The sequence below is a fragment of the Vibrio sp. F13 genome (genome assembly GCF_020806305.2).
Classification (GTDB): Bacteria; Pseudomonadota; Gammaproteobacteria; order Enterobacterales; family Vibrionaceae; genus Vibrio; species Vibrio crassostreae_C.
Map to the genome: position 1 here is coordinate 2,220,788 of NZ_CP170175.1, position 20,435 is coordinate 2,241,222.

20 protein-coding genes are annotated in these 20,435 nt (G+C 45.5%); 15 read left to right on the plus strand and 5 right to left on the minus strand.

The window, feature by feature from the left end:
- Window positions 1-3: 3 nt before the first annotated feature.
- The gene (locus LMH68_RS10365; protein WP_017063203.1) at window positions 4-1,227 is read left to right on the plus strand and encodes an FAD-dependent 2-octaprenylphenol hydroxylase; all 1,224 of its coding nucleotides are present in this window, start codon (window positions 4-6) and stop codon (window positions 1,225-1,227) included.
- Window positions 1,228-1,338: 111 nt separating this feature from the next.
- Here the strand turns inward: LMH68_RS10365 and LMH68_RS10370 are convergent, their stop codons facing one another.
- The 3 genes from LMH68_RS10370 to ygfZ form a co-directional block, all read right to left on the minus strand.
- Window positions 1,339-1,545 (minus strand): DUF1107 domain-containing protein, encoded by a 207-nt coding sequence (locus LMH68_RS10370; protein ID WP_009847660.1) that lies wholly within the window; start codon window positions 1,543-1,545, stop codon window positions 1,339-1,341.
- A 556-nt stretch (window positions 1,546-2,101) separates the two neighbouring features.
- A complete protein-coding gene (locus LMH68_RS10375) occupies window positions 2,102-2,563 on the minus strand; it encodes an aminoacyl-tRNA deacylase (RefSeq protein ID WP_229648162.1) in 462 nt (153 codons plus the stop codon).
- Between the two features lie 4 nt (window positions 2,564-2,567).
- A complete protein-coding gene (gene ygfZ / locus LMH68_RS10380) occupies window positions 2,568-3,539 on the minus strand; it encodes a tRNA-modifying protein YgfZ (protein WP_229648161.1) in 972 nt (323 codons plus the stop codon).
- Window positions 3,540-3,706: 167 nt separating this feature from the next.
- Between ygfZ and LMH68_RS10385 the strand changes: the two genes are divergently transcribed.
- Entirely contained in the window at window positions 3,707-3,967 is a 261-nt protein-coding gene (locus LMH68_RS10385) for a succinate dehydrogenase assembly factor 2 (RefSeq protein ID WP_004735374.1), read from the plus strand.
- On the plus strand, window positions 3,915-4,334 hold the full coding sequence (locus LMH68_RS10390; RefSeq protein ID WP_324295273.1) for a protein YgfX: 420 nt from the start codon (window positions 3,915-3,917) through the stop codon (window positions 4,332-4,334). The genes LMH68_RS10385 and LMH68_RS10390 overlap by 53 nt, the downstream gene beginning before the upstream one ends.
- Before the next feature lie 135 nt (window positions 4,335-4,469).
- Here the strand turns inward: LMH68_RS10390 and nadB are convergent, their stop codons facing one another.
- Window positions 4,470-6,086: an L-aspartate oxidase gene (gene nadB / locus LMH68_RS10395; protein WP_017059049.1), complete on the minus strand. Its 1,617-nt coding sequence runs from the start codon at window positions 6,084-6,086 to the stop codon at window positions 4,470-4,472.
- 389 nt (window positions 6,087-6,475) lie between these two features.
- Between nadB and rpoE the strand changes: the two genes are divergently transcribed.
- The 11 genes from rpoE (at window position 6,476) to acpS (ending at window position 15,886) form a co-directional block, all read left to right on the plus strand.
- Window positions 6,476-7,054 (plus strand): RNA polymerase sigma factor RpoE, encoded by a 579-nt coding sequence (rpoE, locus tag LMH68_RS10400; RefSeq protein WP_229648160.1) that lies wholly within the window; start codon window positions 6,476-6,478, stop codon window positions 7,052-7,054.
- Window positions 7,055-7,080: 26 nt separating this feature from the next.
- A complete protein-coding gene (locus LMH68_RS10405; protein ID WP_102427893.1) occupies window positions 7,081-7,704 on the plus strand; it encodes a sigma-E factor negative regulatory protein in 624 nt (207 codons plus the stop codon).
- Window positions 7,701-8,663, plus strand: coding sequence for a sigma-E factor regulatory protein RseB (gene rseB, locus LMH68_RS10410; RefSeq protein WP_017059047.1), 963 nt, complete (start codon window positions 7,701-7,703; stop codon window positions 8,661-8,663). The genes LMH68_RS10405 and rseB overlap by 4 nt, the downstream gene beginning before the upstream one ends.
- Entirely contained in the window at window positions 8,660-9,130 is a 471-nt protein-coding gene (locus tag LMH68_RS10415) for a SoxR reducing system RseC family protein (RefSeq protein ID WP_229648159.1), read from the plus strand. The genes rseB and LMH68_RS10415 overlap by 4 nt, the downstream gene beginning before the upstream one ends.
- 137 nt (window positions 9,131-9,267) lie before the next feature.
- Entirely contained in the window at window positions 9,268-11,061 is a 1,794-nt protein-coding gene (gene lepA, locus LMH68_RS10420) for a translation elongation factor 4 (RefSeq protein ID WP_017059045.1), read from the plus strand.
- A 245-nt stretch (window positions 11,062-11,306) separates the two neighbouring features.
- Window positions 11,307-12,203 carry a signal peptidase I gene (lepB, locus tag LMH68_RS10425; protein WP_017066013.1) on the plus strand — a complete coding sequence of 299 codons (897 nt, stop codon included), beginning with the start codon at window positions 11,307-11,309 and terminating at the stop codon, window positions 12,201-12,203.
- A gap of 26 nt (window positions 12,204-12,229) precedes the next feature.
- Entirely contained in the window at window positions 12,230-12,907 is a 678-nt protein-coding gene (gene rnc / locus LMH68_RS10430) for a ribonuclease III (protein ID WP_017066012.1), read from the plus strand.
- Window positions 12,900-13,871, plus strand: coding sequence for a GTPase Era (gene era / locus LMH68_RS10435; RefSeq protein ID WP_017059042.1), 972 nt, complete (start codon window positions 12,900-12,902; stop codon window positions 13,869-13,871). Before rnc ends, era begins: the two co-directional genes overlap by 8 nt.
- A 102-nt stretch (window positions 13,872-13,973) precedes the next feature.
- Window positions 13,974-14,702, plus strand: a complete 729-nt coding sequence (gene recO, locus LMH68_RS10440; RefSeq protein WP_019826299.1) for a DNA repair protein RecO — start codon at window positions 13,974-13,976, stop codon at window positions 14,700-14,702.
- Window positions 14,699-15,436, plus strand: a complete 738-nt coding sequence (gene pdxJ, locus LMH68_RS10445) for a pyridoxine 5'-phosphate synthase (RefSeq protein ID WP_017059040.1) — start codon at window positions 14,699-14,701, stop codon at window positions 15,434-15,436. Before recO ends, pdxJ begins: the two co-directional genes overlap by 4 nt.
- A 69-nt stretch (window positions 15,437-15,505) precedes the next feature.
- A complete protein-coding gene (acpS, locus tag LMH68_RS10450; RefSeq protein WP_017059039.1) occupies window positions 15,506-15,886 on the plus strand; it encodes a holo-ACP synthase in 381 nt (126 codons plus the stop codon).
- Between the two features lie 125 nt (window positions 15,887-16,011).
- On the opposite strand, the gene barA is transcribed toward acpS, so the two are convergent.
- Window positions 16,012-18,825 (minus strand): two-component sensor histidine kinase BarA, encoded by a 2,814-nt coding sequence (gene barA, locus LMH68_RS10455; RefSeq protein WP_229648158.1) that lies wholly within the window; start codon window positions 18,823-18,825, stop codon window positions 16,012-16,014.
- A gap of 165 nt (window positions 18,826-18,990) precedes the next feature.
- Between barA and rlmD the strand changes: the two genes are divergently transcribed.
- Window positions 18,991-20,310: a 23S rRNA (uracil(1939)-C(5))-methyltransferase RlmD gene (gene rlmD / locus LMH68_RS10460; protein ID WP_229648157.1), complete on the plus strand. Its 1,320-nt coding sequence runs from the start codon at window positions 18,991-18,993 to the stop codon at window positions 20,308-20,310.
- Window positions 20,311-20,435: the final 125 nt, after the last annotated feature.

Sequence of the window (20,435 nt, forward strand, 5' to 3'; positions counted from 1 at the left end):
ATAATGATGCAAAGTGTTGATATCGCGATTGTTGGTGGTGGCATGGTTGGCCTAGCGCTTGCTGCTGCCCTAAAAGACAGTGACCTAAGAATCGCTGTCATTGAAGGCAGAGCGCCTAGTGAAGGGCTGAGTGAGCTGCCTGATGTGCGTGTATCCGCGTTGAGTCGTTCTAGTGAAGTGATTCTTCGTAACCTAGGTGCATGGCAAGGTATCGAACAAAGACGCGCTGCACCGTATCAAGCGATGGAAGTGTGGGAACAAGACAGTTTCGCTCGTATTGAGTTTGACTCGACACGCTTGGCTCAGCCTAATCTTGGTCATATCGTTGAAAACCGTGTGATTCAATTAGCGCTGCTTGATCAGGTTAAGAAACAAGACAACGTCAGCCTGTATATGCCCGCAACGTGTAAAACGATGGCGATTGGTGAAAGTGAAGCTTGGTTAACATTGGACAATGGTCAAGCACTGACAGCTAAGTTAGTTGTTGGAGCAGACGGCGCAAACTCTTGGGTTCGTAAGCAGCAAGATATCCCATTAACACATTGGGATTACGGACACAGTGCGATTGTCGCGAACATCAAAACCACAGAGCCGCACCACAGCGTTGCTCGTCAAATCTTCACGCCTCAAGGCCCATTGGCATTCCTACCAATGCAACCAAGCAACATGAGCTCGATTGTTTGGTCTACGGAACCAAATCGTGCCGAGAACCTCGTATCAATGTCGGATGCTGAATTCAACAAGCAGTTAACAGCTGAGTTCGATGCAAAGCTGGGCTTATGTGAAGTGGTTGGTGACCGTTTTGCCTTCCCACTGCGCATGCGTTATGCGCGTGACTTTGCGGTAGAGCGTGTGGCTTTGGTTGGTGATGCTGCTCATACCATTCACCCATTAGCAGGGCAGGGCGTGAACCTTGGCCTATTAGACGCAGCAAGCCTAGCGCAAGAGCTGTTAAAGCTATGGTCTGCGGGTGAAGACATTGGCACCAAGCGTAATCTTCGCGGCTACGAGCGCTGGAGAAAAGCAGAGGCGGCGAAAATGATTGCTTCAATGCAGGGCTTTAAAGATCTGTTTGAAGGCGATAACCCAGCTAAGAAGCTGATTCGTGGCATTGGTATGAAGCTTGCGGGCCAATTACCGGGTGCGAAAGATGAGATCATGAAGCGCGCACTGGGTTTGTCTGGCAATCTTCCTGACTTAGCTAAGCGTCCAGTGACTCATCGATAATGACATAGTGTTCTGGTGGTATATCGAATCATCATTGATACGAAAATTGGTACGAAAAAAGGGTTGGCATAATGCCAACCCTTTTTGTTTTTAATTCTGTAGATAATCAGGTCATGCGTACGCGCAGCGCAGTTTCATGATTTCACTATTTATTTCTTTCACTGTTTGAAAGTGACGTTTTTCTGCTCGGTCTGGTAGCACTAGCTTACCGTTATCAAACTCAAATTTTCCTACGCCGTAAATGTAGATTCGTCCTTTGAAAAGTCGACTTACATGTTTAGCAATCATACTCGGTGTATAGCGCTTAAACAGTCTCATTCTTAATTATCCTTATATTTACCTAGCCTGCATATTATAGAAAAACTCCGAGATAATAATTGTGATAAGCATGGAGTTATATGCAGTAGCGTTGACGTTAATTAGATATTTGTGCTGTTCTAAGCACTTTCTTCAGTAAATATCTATTTTTACGTGAGCTCCTCCCCAAAATAATACTGAGTAGTGAACTGCCGTGAACTTTTCTGTTCAGTATTAAGCAGTGATAATGTTACAAGTATAAGAATAGGCGGGATTTTTTGTTTGTGTAATCAAATTGTAAATTTCGGACAAAAAAAAGCCCGTCTAAAACGGGCGAATAGTCACAGATGCATTACACAAAAGTGGATACTGATGTTACTCAGTGGATTCACTTGCACTGATTTGCTTAATAGCTAGTCAGTAAATTTACAATAACGCAAATTTAACTTTGTGACTACTTATGCTTTTATTTTGAGTAACTATTTATTAATGGTGTGTTCTTCTTATGACGAGGTTCACACTAAAAATGTACTCAATGAAATATTAAAATGAAGTTTGCGAAGCATGATCTAAACGATCATCGACTGATGTCCGCGACGGTCGGTGCACATAGCGCCATAAGATCATTGAGATCCAGCGCAACGCCAGCCATTCGGTCGCCGGCGCTAATGGTTACGGTCGAGTTGTTTTGAATGGAAGGATCAAAAATGATCGGCATGTGTCTCTTGAGAGCGAGCGGGCCAACACAACCCACTTTAAAGCCAGTGATTGTTTCAACATCAGCGAGAGACACGCAGGTCATTCGACGGCAATTCAGTACCGAGCGTACTTTCTTGGGATCGACAGAGCGGTCACCAGCAGTACAGGCTAACGCATACTGGTTACCCATATCCTTAAGCAGGATGCACTTCACCATTTGAGAGGCGTCGATGCCTCGCTCTTGTGCGGTTTCTTCAATGCTGGTGGTTGGCTTGCTTTGCATCAGCAGGCGATAATTCACCTGCTGTTGATCCAGCCATTGTGTAATCAGCGTTTCCACGTGGTTACTCGTCGTCAAGGCTGTACGGCAGTGGCAGGATATTCCATGTTTGATCAGGCTGCGCGGTCAGTCGCAGCTGAACATCGTCATCAAGGTTGTTTGGCAGTACCATCAAACCAATCGCTCGGTTATCAGCAAATTTATAGACGTTTAATAGTCGGCCTGCGCCACGCCAGTTCTCACCCACGCTACGCTCTAGTTCAATTGGGTTCTCTAGAGACAATACTTCTGCTGTCGTTCCTGAAACAATGCGCATCTCACGCTTGTTCATGCCACGGTACTTGGCACGAGCTACCGTTTCTTGACCTGTGTAGCAGCCTTTTGAAAAGCTGATTCCACCAATCGCTTGCAGGTTAAGCGCTTGAGGGATGTGCTCGTTTTGCTCTGCTTTCGATAGGTTAGGCTGAGCATCAAGAATTTCATAATACTGCCAAAGTGCTTCTGATACTTTTTCTGCTGAACTACTTGAGACTAAAGTTGCAGCAACTTCTTCCGTAATAAGCAACGCCCAGCGATTGTCTGAGACTTTAACCGCTGTGCCACCAGAGATAGCACGCACGTTACCTTGGCCTTCTGAAATTGAATCAATATATTGATCCGCAGACGCGCCCATCACACCGATAACAACATCTGTCGTTTGCTCGATATCAACCTTAGAGAACACCGCGTACTTCTTGATTTCAACGAGCTCGACTTCAATCGCTGATTTAGGTTGCATGAGTGCGTAGCCACCGTTGTGGTGGAACAAACGAAAGATACTCCATACCTTTCCTTTTGCATCACAGTGCGCGCCTAATGTGGATTCATCATTAGGAAGAGTGACGACATCGCACGTTACTTGACCCTGTAGGTACGACTTTTTGTCATCGCCTATCATGGTAATTGCACTCCAGTCTGATACGTGTGTCATCATCAGTTCTGGAAGCGATTCATTTTGCGTATGAGCGAGTGGCTGAAATATGTTTTTCCAATCCATTTTATCTTTCCTAAGAATTTTATTTGGCTCTATGTTAATCCGGTTCTGTTTCTTTGTCAGCCTAGGTTTTTTTGTGAGCTTAGATAGGGACTGTGACTCACATAGTAGTTGCAGGGCGTATGACTTGTTACACTCCGAGAAAGAAAAATTATAGGTGAGGATAGCCAATGTACACTGCAGAGCAGAAAGCACGAATTAAATGGGGTTGCCGTCGCGGCATGTTAGAACTTGATGTAGTCATCATGCCATTTTTCGAAGAGTGTTTTGATTCATTGCAAGAGCAGGAACAGCGCGAGTTTGTTTCTCTATTAGAGTGTGATGATCCAGATTTGTTTACTTGGGTAATGGGCCACGGACGCAGTGAAAACCTAGGCCATGCATCAATGGTTGATAAAATTGTCGCACACAACCTCAGCAAGGTTCGTTAAGCTTCAGCTTAACCCTTCGTATTCCGCATTATTTGCAAAAGGCACTATTTTTGGGTGCCTTTTGTTTTTCATCGTCCTGTCTTCTATTCCACTTGCCGCCAGCCTTTATTGCTTAGCTTTAATGATCCGCTTGTTCAGAAACAATCATGTGATTCTAAATAGTGTCTATGGGCGTTTTGATTACAGAGAGGATGGTGATATTCGACTCAATGACCGAACTTACCGACTCAAGTCCGTTGATAAGATCTGGGCGCAGTTCTTCGTTAAATTGCAGTTTGAATGTGGGCACTCGGTACTGCTTTGGCGGGACAGCTGTTGCGAGCGAGAATATCGCCATTTTCTGGCGAACTTACAACGAGCGCGCTAGAGAAGCCAAACTATTCGATGAAAGAAAGTATTAGATAAAAGAAAGCGTTAGACAAAAGAAAAGGGAGCACTCGGCTCCCTTTCGTTTAATCATTTTCCGCTGACGGCTAATTCGCTAAGCACGTTTAACCAATTATTATGATTGGCGTTTCTCTGGCGTCAGAATCGTTGGGCCACTGTCTTCTGCAAGTTCAGGGTAATCCAACGTGTAGTGGAGGCCGCGGCTCTCTTTACGTTGCATTGCACAACGAACCATTAGCTCTGCCACTTGTAGCAAGTTACGCAGTTCTAATAGGTTATTCGAAACCTTGAAGTAGCTGTAGTACTCATGAGTTTCTTGTTGCAGCATCTGAATGCGACGCAATGCTCGCTCTAGTCGTTTATCCGTTCGAACAATGCCCATGTAATCCCACATGAATAGGCGCAGTTCGTGCCAGTTGTGTTGAATGATAACTTCTTCATCACTGTTGGTGACCTGGCTTTCATCCCATGCTGGCAGTTCAGCGCACAGTTGAGATTGGTCGATGTTCTCAACGATATCTTTTGCTGCTGCCCATGCGTAAACCACACACTCAAGCAGTGAGTTAGAAGCCATTCGGTTTGCACCGTGTAAGCCGGTGTAGCTCACTTCGCCAATCGCATACAAGTTCGTTAGGTCGGTTTGACCCTGCTTATTCACCATGACACCACCACACGTGTAGTGAGCGGCTGGTACGATAGGGATCGGCTCTTTGGTCATGTCGATGCCCAAGTCCATCAAGCGAGTATGGATCATCGGGAAGTGCGCTGTGATGAATTCTTCAGGCTTGTGGCTGATATCAACATACATACAGTCGGCACCTAAGCGCTTCATTTCGAAGTCAATTGCACGAGCAACCACATCACGTGGCGCCAGTTCACCGCGCTCATCGAAGTCCTTCATAAAGCGAGAACCATCTGGACGACGCAAGTAAGCACCTTCACCACGCAGTGCTTCCGTTAGTAGGAAGTTACGCGCTTCTGGGTGGAATAAACAAGTTGGGTGGAACTGGTTGAACTCAAGGTTTGCCACACGACAACCCGCACGCCAAGCGATAGCAATACCATCACCTGAAGAAACATCTGGGTTAGAGGTGTATTGGTAAACCTTTGAAGCGCCGCCTGTTGCTAATACAACAAACTTAGCGCGCACGGTTTCAACATGTTCTTGGTTACGGTTCCAAATGTAGGCACCGATCACCTTGTCTTTTGAACCACCAATCTTATCTTCCGTGATCAAATCCAGCGCATTGTGGCGCTCGAAGATCTCGATATTTGGGTGGTTGTTGACGTTATCTTGTAGTGAGGTTTGCATCGCCATGCCAGTTGCATCGGCAGCGTGCAGAATTCTGCGGTGACTGTGGCCACCCTCACGAGTGAGGTGATATTTTGGTTGGCCTTCTGTGCTGTTCTCATCTTTATCAAATGGAACACCACCATCAATCAGCCATTGCACACACTCTTTCGCATTTTCAGCAATGAATTGAACTGTATCTTCTTCGCATAACCCAGCCCCAGCGATTTGAGTATCCTCTACATGAGACTCAATACTGTCCGACTCATCGAACACCGCGGCGATACCACCTTGTGCGTAATACGTCGATCCTTCGCTGCGTGGTCCTTTGCTTAATACAATTACTTTTGCATGTTCTGCTACGCGTAAGGCTAATGACAAGCCTGCCGCACCACTTCCTACCACTAATACATCACACTGATGTTCACGGTTTGCGTTCATAAAACTTATTAAATCCCGGGCTATAGTCGAGTTGTCCACTCTCAATTGACTTTGTCTTGTTTTAGGAGTTTGGCTAAGACTGTTATAATCTCTCCAGAGTCATCCTTAAACGCTATGCAAAATCAATATATAGACAGCTATCTAGAAATATTTAATTGCTCAATACCATTGCTTTTGCTCAAGTTTCCCCAAATTGATAGGGATAGCTATTTTTATTACATCACATTGTGAAACAATAATGGCAAATAATTTTAAGAAAGTTGGAACTTTCGGTATTTGGCTTAGTCACAATAGTGCTCTTGTAGACGGTGGTGTCAATACTACATTTCGCATAATTAGTACCCATATCTGTGAAGGTGAGGGTTATAACAATAGGAGTACCCGCTCGAATGAACGAGCAGCTAACCGATCAAGTGTTGATTGAGCGAGTTCAGAGTGGAGATAAGCAGGCATTTAACTTACTAGTGGTTAAGTATCAAAACAAAGTTTGTAATCTTATCTCTCGATACGTGAATAATTCCGGTGATGTACCTGATGTAGCACAAGAAGCTTTTATTAAAGCTTACCGCGCGATACCTAACTTTCGTGGCGAGAGTGCCTTCTATACATGGTTATACCGAATTGCCGTGAACACTGCTAAAAATCATATCGTTGCCCAAAGCCGTAGGCCGCCAGCAACCGATGTAGATGCAGAAGATGCAGAATATTACGAAACAGGCAGCGCGTTAAAAGAAATATCGAACCCTGAGAACTTAACGCTGTCTAAAGAATTGAAACAAATTGTTTTTGGAGCGATTGAAGCGCTACCAGAAGACTTAAAAACTGCAATGACGTTGCGAGAGCTCGAAGGTTTGAGCTACGAAGAGATTGCAGATGTAATGGATTGCCCTGTAGGAACCGTACGTTCGCGTATTTTCCGAGCTCGTGAAGCGGTGGAAAAGAAAATCAAACCTCTTTTGCAACGCTAGAACTTGTAATAATTATGGTGAAAATAATGGCTGATAAAGAAAAGCTTTCGGCACTCATGGATGGTGAAACGATCGATAAAGCTCTCATTGTAGATCTAGAATCTGATCAAGAAAGCATGGATACTTGGCAGAGTTACCATTTAATTGGTGATGTTATGCGTGGGGATTCGCCAGAAACTCCAGAGTGGAACATTGCTAATAGTGTAGCGGCAGCGCTTGAGAACGAGCCTGCACATGGTTCAATGTCGAACCTGCACCAAGTGAATGTTGAACCTACTGTTGCTCCAATTGAAGAGCAACCTAAACCTCAGCAAGCGAAGCGTCAGCTTCCGGCGTGGTTACAACAGTTTGGACAAGTTGCCGTGGCAGCGTGTGTTTCATTAGCCGTTGTATTAGGTGTTCAACAATATGGTGGTAGCGACCCTGCAGCACCAGAGCAGTTGCCTGTACTCCAGACGATTCCATTTGCCGGTTCTGCGGAACCAGTAAGTTTAACGCGTGACTCTGTTGAGAAACCAACATCTGAAGCTAACTTGCAAGAGCAGCGCAAACGCGTTCATGCATTGTTAGAAGATTATGAGCTGCAGCTAAGATTAAACAGTGATGCATCGCCAATGCAAGATGCACATCTAGAATCGGACATTGAATGAAGAAAATCCTGGTCAGTGCACTGACACTGTTCAGCTTGATGTCTCCAACAGCCTTTGCAGAGGAAACCACTGCAAAGGCCTTGTTGCATCAAATGAACGAGGCCAGTCAGCATCTAAATTACGAACTCTCCTACATTTTGATAAAGAAGAGCAGTATTGAGCCTCTTGTTTATCGCCATGCGGTTAACGACGACCAACAACTTGCACACCTTGTTTATCTAAGCGGCCCTGTTCGTGAAGTCATTCGACGTGGCAACGAAGTTAGCTACATCGAGCCGGGTACAGAGCCATTTACGATTCAGTCAGGCAGCATGGTTGCGCCTGTTATTCCGATGATTAATCGAGATATCGAATCTCTGAATCAGTACTACGACTTTGTGAAAGTTGGTCGCTCTCGTGAAGCAGGTAGCACCACTCAAGTGCTGCGTGTCGTGCCGAAAGATGGCCTTCGCTACTCTTACGTGGTTTGGGTAGACGAAAAAACGAATCTTCCTTTGCGTGCCGACCTTTTGGATCGTGATGGCGAAGTGCTTGAACAGTACCGCACTATCTCTTACGTGGTGAACGATAAGATTGCTGAGGCTATGGGTGGCTTGAGCCAAGCTCAATTGCCGAAAGTTTTATCATTACCGGAAGGCTTAGTGAGTGAAACTAACTGGCAAGCGTCGTGGATTCCTGAAGGGTTTAAATCAAAAGAGCTTAGCCGCTATCAAATGGCTGCGACCGATAAAATGGTTGAAAGTCAGCTTTTCAGTGATGGACTGTTTAACTTTTCGGTTTATATCGCGGAAAAAGATGAGCATTCATTGAAAGGGCAGCTGGTGCGTCAAGGGCGTAGAACCTTGCACAGCTTAGTGATTGGCGATAAAGAGATCTCTGTGGTTGGTGACATTCCGCCGGCAACTGCAAAACGTATTGCTCAGTCAGTTACATTTAATAAATCGGTACAAGCGCAATGATGACCGCGCTGGCGACCGTTAGCTCGGTTGAACAAAAAGGTAAGCAATACTTTGTTCAATTGAGCTGCGAACAACAAACCAGTTGTAGCAGCTGTTCTTCTCAAAAAAACTGCGGTACGGGTATTGTGACCAAGGCTGTTGGCAATAAATCTTTGTTTTGGCAGCTTAAAACCAAAAGCTTAGTCAAAACTGGACAAATCGTAGAAATTGGCTTTCCAGAAAAAAGCCTACTTCAGTCGGCGGCGATTGTTTATCTCATCCCACTTTTCATGTTGATGATTGGTGCTGGTTTTGGGCAACTCTTGTTACAACCCTTACTCCAGGGGGGCGAGGGCATTGTTATCTTAAGTGCAGCACTGTTTACTGCTGGTGGGATTGCCTTAGCGAAGCGGTTAGCCAAACCCATGGAAGACAAATCCAAGCAAGAAGTCGTCTTGATTCGAATCCTAGGTGAGTCTCTCGTCTAATTTATGATGCTTCTTGCCCTTAAATTGGGTAGAATCTGCCAACTTGATTGAAATGCCGCCACCAATGCTGACTGTAGATTGGACGCGTCGCGGCTTTCTTATTATCCCTATTCAAAGAGTTTAGTCACACCAAGCCTATGAAGCACATTCGTAATTTTTCGATTATCGCCCACATCGACCACGGTAAGTCGACCCTTTCTGACCGCTTAATCCAAGTTTGTGGAGGATTAAGTGAACGTGAGATGGCAGCTCAAGTCCTCGATTCTATGGATATAGAACGCGAGCGTGGTATTACAATTAAAGCGCAGAGTGTGACTTTAGATTACAAAGCTAAAGATGGTGAAACTTACCAACTTAACTTTATCGACACTCCTGGACACGTAGACTTCTCTTACGAAGTATCTCGTTCTCTAGCGGCTTGTGAAGGCGCACTACTTGTAGTGGATGCTGGCCAAGGTGTTGAAGCACAAACTCTAGCAAACTGTTACACAGCAATCGAAATGGAACTGGAAGTAGTGCCAATCTTGAACAAGATTGACCTACCAGCTGCTGAACCAGAACGTGTTGCTGAAGAAATCGAAGAGATCGTTGGCATCGATGCGATGGAAGCGACTCGCTGTTCTGCGAAAACAGGTTTGGGTGTTGATGATGTTCTAGAAAACATCGTGACGGCAATCCCGCCACCGGAAGGTGATCCTGAAGCGCCTCTACAAGCGTTGATCATTGACTCTTGGTTCGATAACTACCTTGGCGTAGTTTCTTTGGTTCGTATCAAAAACGGTAAGCTGAAGAAGAACGATAAGATCAAAGTAATGTCGACAGACCAAGTATGGGGTGTTGACCGTCTAGGTATCTTCACGCCTAAGCAAATCGATACTACAGAGCTAAATACTGGCGAAGTAGGTTGGGTTGTTTGTGGTATTAAAGACATCCTAGGTGCACCGGTTGGTGATACGTTGACGCTTGCAAAAGGCGGCAGCACTGAACGTCTACCTGGTTTCCAAAAAGTGAAGCCTCAGGTATACGCTGGTCTATTCCCTGTATCATCTGATGACTACGAAAACTTCCGTGACGCGTTAGGCAAATTAAGCCTGAACGATGCATCACTGTTCTTTGAACCAGAAAGTTCAGCAGCACTTGGTTTTGGTTTCCGTTGTGGCTTCTTAGGAATGCTTCACATGGAGATCATCCAAGAGCGTCTAGAGCGTGAATACGACCTAGACCTAATCACAACTGCTCCAACAGTAGTGTATGAAGTTGTAAAAACAGATAAAACGGTTCTTTACGTTGATAGCCCGGCTAAACTGCCAGCGGTTAATGACCTAGAAGAAATTCGTGAGCCAATTGCACGCTGTAATATTCTGGTACCTTCGGATTACCTAGGTAACGTAATCACACTGTGTGTTGAGAAGCGTGGCGTACAAGTAGACATGGTCTACCACGGTAACCAAGTTGCTGTGACGTACGATCTTCCTATGGCAGAAGTCGTTCTAGACTTCTTCGACCGTCTGAAGTCAACGTCTCGCGGCTATGCATCATTGGATTACAACTTCCAACGTTACGAGCCATCAAACATGGTACGTGTAGACGTACTGCTGAATGGCGAAACAGTTGATGCACTAGCTATCATTACGCACAAAGATATTGCTCAGTCTCGTGGTCGTCTACTGGTAGAGAAGATGAAAGAATTCATCCCTCGTCAGATGTTCGATATCGCGATTCAAGCAGCGATTGGTAACCACATCATTGCTCGTTCTACAGTGAAACAACTGCGTAAGAACGTAATCGCAAAATGTTACGGTGGTGATATCAGTCGTAAGAAGAAACTTCTTAAGAAACAAAAAGAAGGTAAGAAGCGTATGAAGCAGATCGGTAACGTTGAACTGCCTCAAGAAGCTTTCCTTGCAATCCTTCATGTTGGCAAAGACTAGGTATCAATCGCACTAACTATCTGCTGAACATTACTGGTTAAAATCGTTTATTTCTTTGTTGCAAAGATTGCAATTAGGCCCGCTAGTCACTGCACTTTGCGCCTCGAACTAAACGATTTTTCCTGCGTAATCTCCCCAGCATTTAGTCAGCATGATTGATACAGATTAGAAATATTAAGCAGAGTGAAAGGGTTATACTCTTTCACTTTCGTTATTTTTAAAGAAATGAAATTTAAGGGATATCAATGGCTAATACATTTTCGCTTATCTTAGTGATCGTAACTCTAGTGACCGGCATTGTATGGGCGTTGGAAAAGTTTGTGTGGGCGAAGAAGCGCCAGCAAAAGCTTGCTGACGTTGAAGCACAATCGAATGGCCTAGACGCTGAAACTAGCGCAAAAGTTACGGCTCAACCTTGGTGGGTTGAGAACAGTGTGTCCATTTTCCCGGTAATTGCATTTGTTTTGATCTTGCGTTCATTCATCTATGAACCGTTTCAAATCCCTTCTGGCTCGATGATGCCAACCCTTTTGGTTGGTGATTTCATCTTGGTAGAGAAGTACGCGTACGGTCTAAAAGACCCAGTATGGCGCACTCAATTGGTAGAAACAGGCAAGCCAGAACGCGGTGACTCAATCGTATTTAAGTACCCACCTCAGCCAAACATCGACTACATTAAGCGTGTTGTTGGTATGCCAGGTGACACGATTCGCTACAGCAGTCGTAAAGAGATCTGCATTCAGGCGAAGGGTACAAGTAGCTGTGAACCAGTGAAACTAAGTAATGTTGAAGAGAGCCAATTTATTCAAGATGGTGTGCCTCTGATTCAGCTGAACGAACAGCTTGGAGACGTAGAACACCAGATTTTAGTTAACCCATTGCGCCGCGATCGTGTGCAAGCATATCAGCCTCGCAATGGTGTTAACGAATGGGTCGTTCCAGAAGGCCAGTACTTTGTGATGGGTGATAACCGTGACAACAGTGCCGATAGCCGTTACTGGGGTTTTGTCCCTGAAGCAAACCTTGTTGGTAAGGCCGTTGCTATTTGGATCAGCTTCGAATTCGAACGCGGTTCAGACAGTGTACTTCCAACATGGATTCCTACTGGTGTGCGTTTTAATCGCATCGGTGGGATTCATTAATCGATCACATAACACATCGAGAGAGCATGAATTCTCCAATTGATAAACTAGAGAGAAAGATTGGCTATCAGTTTAATGATGCCGATCTTATCCACTTGGCGCTGACTCACCGCAGCGCCGCAGGTAAACATAACGAACGTCTTGAGTTTCTGGGCGATTCAATTTTAAGTTTTGTTATCGCTGATGATCTTTACCACCGTTTTCCTAAGGTAAACGAAGGTGATATGAGCCGCATGCGCGCAACATTAGTACGTGGTCATACATTGGCAGAACTAGGTCGTGAATTCGAACTAGGAGATTACTTAAAATTAGGTCCAGGTGAGTTGAAGAGTGGCGGTTTCCGTCGTGATTCTATTCTAGCGGATGCGGTTGAAGCGGTCATCGGCGCTGTCTATTTAGATAGTGATACCGAGACGGTTCGCGGCATTATTTTAAGCTGGTACCAATCTCGCCTAGATGCTATTCAGCCTGGAGTATCTCAAAAAGATCCGAAAACTCGCCTACAAGAGTTTTTGCAAGGTCGAAGAAATCCTCTACCTGTCTACACAGTGACTAATATTAAAGGTGAAGCACACAACCAAGAGTTTACGGTTGAGTGTGAAGTGGCAGGTGTGGATAAACCTGTTATCGGTAAAGGCACTAGCCGCCGCAAGGCAGAACAAGCGGCTGCTGAAACAGCATTAGAGCAACTAAGCAATGTCTGATAACAACCAAGATTTCGATATCGATGCATTCTTTTCATCTGATAGCAAAAAAACAGGCCTACCGGAAAACCAACACTGTGGCTTCATCGCTATTGTCGGTCGCCCAAATGTAGGTAAGTCGACGCTTCTGAACCATATTCTGGGTCAGAAGATTTCTATTACATCACGTAAACCACAGACGACACGTCACCGTATTATGGGCGTTGAAACTGAGGGTGATTACCAAGCGATCTTTGTTGATACTCCTGGACTTCATATTGAAGAAAAGCGTGCCATCAACCGCTTGATGAACCGTGCGGCGAACAGCTCATTGAGTGATGTAAACCTAGTATTCTTCCTTGTCGATGGTACTCACTGGACTGACGACGATGAGATGGTTCTGAACAAACTGAAGAAGACTGACTTCCCAGTTGTACTTTGCATCAACAAAGTAGATAACGTTCAAGACCGTACTAACGTGATGCAGCACATGATGGAAGTCTCTAAGAAGATGGACTTCATTGATGTAGTGCCAATCTCAGCGAAGCAAGGTAAAAATATTGATGTACTGCGTAAGCACGTACGTGAACATTTACCTAAAGCGACACACCACTTCCCTGAAGAATACGTGACTGATCGCTCGCAACGTTTTATGGCCTCTGAAATTATCCGTGAAAAGCTGATGCGCTTTACGGGTGACGAGCTACCTTACTCGGTAACGGTTGAAATCGAACGTTTCGATTACAACCCAGATAACGATGGCTTCCACATCAATGCACTGATTCTTGTTGAGCGTACAGGCCAGAAGAAAATGGTGATTGGTAAAGCGGGCGAGAAGATCAAAACGATTGGTCGTGAAGCGCGTATCGATATGGAAGAGCTATTCGGCCGTAAGGTTTACCTAGAGACTTGGGTCAAGGTTAAATCTGGCTGGGCTGATGATGAGCGTGCACTTCGCTCGTTAGGCTACATCGACGATCTATAATATATTGAACGTCACTTTCTGAGATTAAGAAAGTTGAACTGAAGATAAATCCAAGAGAGAGTGCGAACTCTCTCTTTTTGTATCTGTAATAAGGGTAAGTGATTGAGCGAAGGGTTACAGCGATGCTTTGTGTTGCACCGTCGACCATACAGTGAGTCGAGCCTGATCTTGGACGTCTTCAGCGAAGAGTTCGGTCGGGTGACGTTGATGTCTAAAGGCGCTCGCAGCAAGCGTTCCAATTTGAAAGGTGCATTACAACCTTTTACGCCGCTATTGCTTAAGTGGTCTGGTAATGGTTCGATGAAAACCTTACGCCAAGCTGAACCCATCAGCTTGGGGCTCCCTCTCGCCGGTATTAATCTGTATTCAGGCATGTACGTGAACGAGCTTATCGGTCGGGTATTGATGGCGGAAGTACCGATGCCTGCACTTTTTCACGACTATCTTCATGCTTTAACAGAGCTGGCGCATAATGATAATCCTGAGCCAGCACTGCGTCGCTTTGAGCTGGCTCTATTATCTGCTATGGGTTACGGCGTCGACTTTTTACACTGCGCGGGCACTGGCGAAGCGATTGATCCGAGCATGACTTATCGCTATCGAGAGCAGAAAGGTTTCATCGCTTCAGTACGTCGAGATAACCTGACTTTTATGGGCGATGAACTTATTGCAATCAGCGAACGTAGGTTTATCACTAAAGAGCAGTTAAAAGCGGCAAAACGCTTTACACGCATAGCCTTAAAGCCGTATCTTGGCGGCAAACCATTAAAAAGTAGAGAGCTATTTATGCCAACAATAGCCCTCTCCAGAGCACGGAGTATTGGAAAATGAGCTCAATCCTTTTAGGCGTTAATATCGACCATATTGCAACACTACGTAATGCACGTGGTACTAAATACCCAGATCCAGTACACGCAGCTGAAATCGCTGAACGTGCTGGTGCAGATGGCATTACTATTCACCTGCGTGAAGACCGTCGTCACATCGTTGATCGCGATGTGCGTATTCTGGCTGAAACACTTCAAACTCGCATGAACTTGGAGATGGCCGTAACGGACGAGATGGTTCAAATTGCACTCGATACTAATCCTGAGTTTGTTTGTCTGGTTCCTGAAAAACGTGAAGAGCTAACCACTGAAGGTGGCTTGGACGTAGTTGGTCAACTAGAGAAGATCAAAGCGGCGACACAAAAACTGTCTGCAGCAGGTATCAAGGTATCTCTGTTTATCGATGCTGACCGTGAGCAAATCGATGCTGCAAAAGCGTGTGGCGCACCGTTCATTGAACTGCACACGGGTCACTATGCTGATGCTAAGACAGAAGAAGATCAACAAGACGAGCTTAAGAAGATCGCAGCAGGCGCAAGCTATGCAGATGACTTAGGTATCACAGTCAATGCGGGTCATGGTCTGACTTACCACAACGTAGCACCGATTGCGGCACTTCCAGAGATCTACGAGCTGAACATCGGTCACTCGATCATGGGACGTGCAGTGTTTGATGGCTTAAACAAAGCCGTTGCAGACATGAAAGCAATCATGGAAACAGCACGTAACAACGCTTAGTTCGGCAAGTCGTCGGCACTAAGCGATGTACAGTTAATCATTAGACAGAAGTTAAGTAGTAGAGGAAACATGGCAGTTGTTGGATTAGGTACAGATATCGCAGAAATCGAACGTGTCGAGAAGGCGCTGTCGCGAAGTGGCGACGCTTTTGCTCAGCGTATTTTGACGGATTCTGAGTTTGAAGTATTCCAACAGTTGAAGCAAAAAGGCCGTTACCTTGCAAAACGTTTTGCTGCTAAAGAAGCTGCATCTAAGGCGTTAGGTACGGGGATTGCGCTGGGTGTTACCTTCCACGACTTTGAGATTTCAAACGATGAGCATGGTAAGCCAGTATTGAGCTTACACAAGAAAGCGCGTGAAATCGCAGAGGCGAATGGCACAACATCGATTCATCTGACTATCTCGGATGAGCGTCACTACGCTGTGGCAACGGTGTTACTCGAATCGTAAACAGATTATCGCGACTTTATATCTAGTGCTCTTGGCTCTAGACAGAAAAAAGCAGAGCTCATGAGCTCTGCTTTTTTATTGGCGGGTAAACCCTCTAAAGAATACTAGTGAGTAACAAGTACCCGCTAGGCCTTCGCCTGTTTCAAGTAGTGAATCGCGGTTGCTTGAACCTTATCTAATTCATCCTGAAGCTCGAAAAGCTCAGGTTCAATGTCTTCAACAGAAGTACCTGAACGCAGCTCTTTCTCTATTGTCGCACATACCGATTTTAGCCTTGGTACGCCGCTGTACGAGCTGCTGCCATGCATCTTGTGAATGATGTGTATCAGCTCTTCAACTGGATAGTCACTGTCTTCTATCGCTTTGTCTGCTGCCTCATACACCTCTGGAATAAAGTCGACGAGCATTTGCAGCATATCGCGTGCGAGGTCTTCTTTATTGGCGGCTTGTTTCATCGCAGCTTGCCAATCAATGATGATGTTTGTGTGTACGCTGGCTTCAGTTTCTGACACTGGACCGTTGTCGACTTCAGCGGAGACCGCTGGGTGGTCTGGATCTATTTTTTCGATGTGCTCAACCTCAGAGGTCGGGCTCCAATGAATCAGAACCTGCTGTAAAACATGCTCTTCAATCGGTTTGGTTAGGTAGTCATCCATGCCCGCTTCAAGCAGTCGATCACGCTCGCCAATCATTGCATGTGCGGTCACGGCAATCACTGGAGTGTTCGCATTGTTCGCCAGTTTTTTGATGTTCTGACAAGCGGTTACACCGTCCATCTGTGGCATTTGAATATCCATGAAGATGATATCAAATGGCGTCTCTGTCGCTTTGTCTATCGCCTGCTGACCACTGGTACAACTGATGACGGTTTCTACACGCTCTTTAAGCAGCGCGGTAATCAACTTAAGGTTGGCTGGGTTGTCGTCTACTGCCATCACAGTAAGCGGTAACTTCTCTTCAGAATGCGTTTCAATCGCTGGTGCAATCAAGGTTGGTGCCTGATTCGATACCAGAGTTTGCAGCAGCTTCTTACGAGAAAGAGGCTTAGTAATGCACTGAACATCGACCTCTTTCATTAGTTGCTCACCCAACGCTAGCTCGGTACTTGGTGTACCAATAATCACGTTTTGAGCAATCTTCTTCGCACCGATCGCCCAACCACTCACGGTATCAAATTGATATTCTTGGTTGGCGGCTAGGTTAAGCAAAACGTAGTCATACGAGGTGGTCTCGTCTGGCATCACCGAACGATACGTTACCACTAAACCTTCTTGGGTTAGGATTTGCTGAGTAATCGATGCCGCTTGCATGTTTGGTTCGATAAGTAGCAGTTGTTTGTCTTGTAGACACTGAGTCTCAATCAGCTCAGTCATCGGCATATCAGTCGTTGATAGTCTCAAGGTGAACCAGAAGGTTGAGCCTTGGTGCAGACGACTGGTTAGGCTGATCTCTCCGCCCATTTGACTGACCAGTTTTTGGGTGATAACCAGACCTAAGCCTGTACCACCATAACGACGAGAGATACTTGCATCGGCTTGACTAAAAGCTTGGAAAAGCTGAGCTTGTTGACGCTCCGAGATACCAATACCCGTATCTCGAACCATGAACTGCAGCTCGATGTTGTCTTCGCTTTGTGAACGCAGCTCAACGCTGATATCAATGTTGCCGCGCTCGGTAAACTTAATTGAGTTACCGACTAGGTTAGTCAGGATCTGTTGAATACGCAGTGGATCGCCCACTACGCCTGGCGGCACTTTTGGATCGATCTTCAGTGTCAGCTCTAGGCCTTTCTCATGAGCGTTGGTTGCTTGAAGGTTTACTACCTCTTCAAGGCTGGCTTGGAATTCAAATGGAATGTTCTCTAGGGCTAATTTACCGGCTTCAAGTTTCGAGAAGTCCAAGATATCGTTAATGATGCTAAGCAGGTTGTTTGCCGAACGTTCAATGGTTTGCAGGTAATCGGTTTGACTGTTCGATAGATGGGTCTTGAGCATCTGACGAGTAAAGCCAATCACACCGTTCAATGGGGTTCTCAGTTCGTGAGACATATTCGCCAAGAACTCAGATTTAACACGAGCCGCTTCTTGCGCGCGTTTCTTCGCGATGTCTAACTCAACGTTTTGAATCTCTAGCTGTTCAAGAGTTTCACGCAAGTCTGATGTGGCCTGGTCGATACTGTGCTGCATCTCGACGTGATATTCTGATAGCGATACCGCCATCGCGTTGATACCGTTTTTCAGCGAGTCTAGCTCACCATGCATCTTACCTTCGATACGTACATCTAGGTGACCACGACGAATTCGGTCGACCATATTTTTCATGTGTGTGATCGGTTGGGTTACGTCGTGCATCAAACGGAACGCAAACACGCCCGATAAACCAAGTCCGAGAATCAACACTAAGAAGGCAGAGAACACTTCTTGATATTGCTGCAATCGAAGTGATGACAGATCTAACTCTATCGCAATATAACCGATCGCTTGGTTGGCTTGAGACTGACCGTTGGCTGAGTTGATGTACTGGCCTTCGGCGATGATCGGCGTCCGCAGGATCAGCGTATTATCGAGCAGGTTCGATGAGCTTAAATGCGGGATCGGTTTATCTTTGGGATAGGTTAGGCTTTCAAAATCGGGGTGGAAGTTTGAGGTTACAAACAACTCATGACGCTCATCAAACACCGCGATACTGCGCACCAGCTTAGAATTCTTTCGATGCGCATAGCTAATAAGCTGACGAACAGACTCTCGACTTTCGAGCTTCATGCCTGATTCACTCGCAATCGCAAGTGGCTCAATGATGCTAGTACCAGTGTTAACCACTTGACCCTCAAGGTCTTGATAGCGGTTAAATGAGAAAAATGCACTCAATAGCAACCCAATAATCAGGGTTGGAGCTAGAGTTAAGGTAATTACACGGGCTCTTAAGCCATATCTGGTCATGTTCTTTAATTACATCGAGGTCTGGATATGGGAAAATAACGCACACAATGGCGGTTAAGTGAACGGTAAGCTTAATCAAAGCCGTGACGTTCGACAATGATTCCAAGACATAATAGTGAGTCCTGGATACCAATTACTTATTAAAAGATACATTAGGCACAAGCAATGGCACGTTTTTTCCAACCAAAAAAGAAAACTCAACTCGAGACCAAGCATCAATCGGTTTTGGTTGAACGAATGGATCACAATGGCGCTGGCATCGCTTATCAAAAGAATAAACCGGTTTTCATTGATGGCGCATTGCCCGGTGAGCAGGTGGTTATTCAACTTACTGAGAGCAAAAGTAAGTTTTCGCGAGCTAAACTCATCAAGTTATTGAAGCCGAGCGAGCAGCGTTTAAAGCCGTTTTGTAAGCACTTTAATCAGTGTGGTGGCTGTCACCTTCAACACCTAGGTTACTCTTCTCAGGTTGAGCATAAATCGCAATCTCTGACGCACCTGATGAGCCAATACCAAACGGCGAACACTGAAGTTGCACAACCTATTGTCGGTGATGAAACCGGTTATCGACGTCGCGCACGTATCAGCCTATTTGTTGATAAGAAGACACAACAGCTTCAATTCGGTTTCCGTAAGAAGCAGAGTAAGCAGATTGAAAACATCACCGACTGTGCCGTGCTTGATCCTCGCCTTAATGTGTTGCTGCCAAAACTGAAAAATTTACTGAACACTTTCAACAGCCTTACGTCTTTAGGACACGTTGAATTGGTGTTGGGCGATACTGGCCCTGTTATGGTTCTACGTCACCTTAAGCCTTTGGTTGAAAAAGATGAGCAAGCGCTGATTGCGTTAGCAAAAGAAGAAGGCGCTACGCTGTACTCGATGCCTGAAACCGATAAGTTGGCCCGTCTGGTTGGTGATGCGCCTAGCTACAGCGAAACTGGCGTGACGTTACCGTTTGAGCCAAACCACTTTATCCAAGTAAACCAGAAAGTGAATCAGCAGATGGTGGCTCAAGCGATTGAGTGGCTAGAACCTCAAGCGGATGAGCGAGTGCTCGACCTGTTTTGCGGCTTAGGGAATTTCAGTTTGCCTATCGCGCAACAATCGGCGTTTGTGGTTGGCGTAGAAGGCGTTGATGAAATGGTTCAGCAAGCCACATCTAATGCAGCGTTAAACCAGTTAAGCAATACGGAATTTTACCAAGCTAACCTTGAAGAAGACTTATCTTCACAGCCTTGGGCAAAAGAGAAATTCGATAAAATATTGCTTGACCCGGCACGTGCGGGAGCGAGTGGGATCGTTGATCAAATTTCAGCGTTAGGAGCGAAGCGTGTGGTTTATGTTTCGTGTAATCCTGCTACTCTAGCTAGAGATTCAGAGAGCTTAGAAAAGCAAGGCTACCAATTAGCCAAACTTGGTATGTTGGATATGTTCCCACACACTAGCCATTTAGAATCGATGGCTCTCTTTATCAAGGCTTAAAGGCCCGTAAATAAGGCTTAAAAATGAATGACAAAGGCGCAGGGACACCTGCGCTGATATCAATATGGTCGAACTAACTTGGAACCAGTTAGTCATATTGAATTGGGTATAAAACAGAATAACTA

Excerpts from the sequence above, each read along its gene's own strand:
- lepB (WP_017066013.1), top strand. The coding sequence starts at position 11,307 with ATGGCTAATACATTTTCGCTTATCTTAGTGATCGTAACTCTAGTGACC.
- LMH68_RS10385 (WP_004735374.1), top strand. The coding sequence starts at position 3,707 with ATGTACACTGCAGAGCAGAAAGCACGAATTAAATGGGGTTGCCGTCGC.
- pdxJ (WP_017059040.1), top strand. The coding sequence starts at position 14,699 with ATGAGCTCAATCCTTTTAGGCGTTAATATCGACCATATTGCAACACTA.
- rseB (WP_017059047.1), top strand. The coding sequence starts at position 7,701 with ATGAAGAAAATCCTGGTCAGTGCACTGACACTGTTCAGCTTGATGTCT.
- lepA (WP_017059045.1), top strand. The coding sequence starts at position 9,268 with ATGAAGCACATTCGTAATTTTTCGATTATCGCCCACATCGACCACGGT.
- nadB (WP_017059049.1), bottom strand. The coding sequence starts at position 6,086 with ATGAACGCAAACCGTGAACATCAGTGTGATGTATTAGTGGTAGGAAGT.
- LMH68_RS10365 (WP_017063203.1), top strand. The coding sequence starts at position 4 with ATGATGCAAAGTGTTGATATCGCGATTGTTGGTGGTGGCATGGTTGGC.
- LMH68_RS10390 (WP_324295273.1), top strand. The coding sequence starts at position 3,915 with ATGCATCAATGGTTGATAAAATTGTCGCACACAACCTCAGCAAGGTTC.
- LMH68_RS10415 (WP_229648159.1), top strand. The coding sequence starts at position 8,660 with ATGATGACCGCGCTGGCGACCGTTAGCTCGGTTGAACAAAAAGGTAAG.
- LMH68_RS10370 (WP_009847660.1), bottom strand. The coding sequence starts at position 1,545 with ATGAGACTGTTTAAGCGCTATACACCGAGTATGATTGCTAAACATGTA.
- rpoE (WP_229648160.1), top strand. The coding sequence starts at position 6,476 with ATGAACGAGCAGCTAACCGATCAAGTGTTGATTGAGCGAGTTCAGAGT.
- LMH68_RS10405 (WP_102427893.1), top strand. The coding sequence starts at position 7,081 with ATGGCTGATAAAGAAAAGCTTTCGGCACTCATGGATGGTGAAACGATC.
- rlmD (WP_229648157.1), top strand. The coding sequence starts at position 18,991 with ATGGCACGTTTTTTCCAACCAAAAAAGAAAACTCAACTCGAGACCAAG.
- era (WP_017059042.1), top strand. The coding sequence starts at position 12,900 with ATGTCTGATAACAACCAAGATTTCGATATCGATGCATTCTTTTCATCT.
- ygfZ (WP_229648161.1), bottom strand. The coding sequence starts at position 3,539 with ATGGATTGGAAAAACATATTTCAGCCACTCGCTCATACGCAAAATGAA.
- barA (WP_229648158.1), bottom strand. The coding sequence starts at position 18,825 with ATGACCAGATATGGCTTAAGAGCCCGTGTAATTACCTTAACTCTAGCT.
- acpS (WP_017059039.1), top strand. The coding sequence starts at position 15,506 with ATGGCAGTTGTTGGATTAGGTACAGATATCGCAGAAATCGAACGTGTC.
- rnc (WP_017066012.1), top strand. The coding sequence starts at position 12,230 with ATGAATTCTCCAATTGATAAACTAGAGAGAAAGATTGGCTATCAGTTT.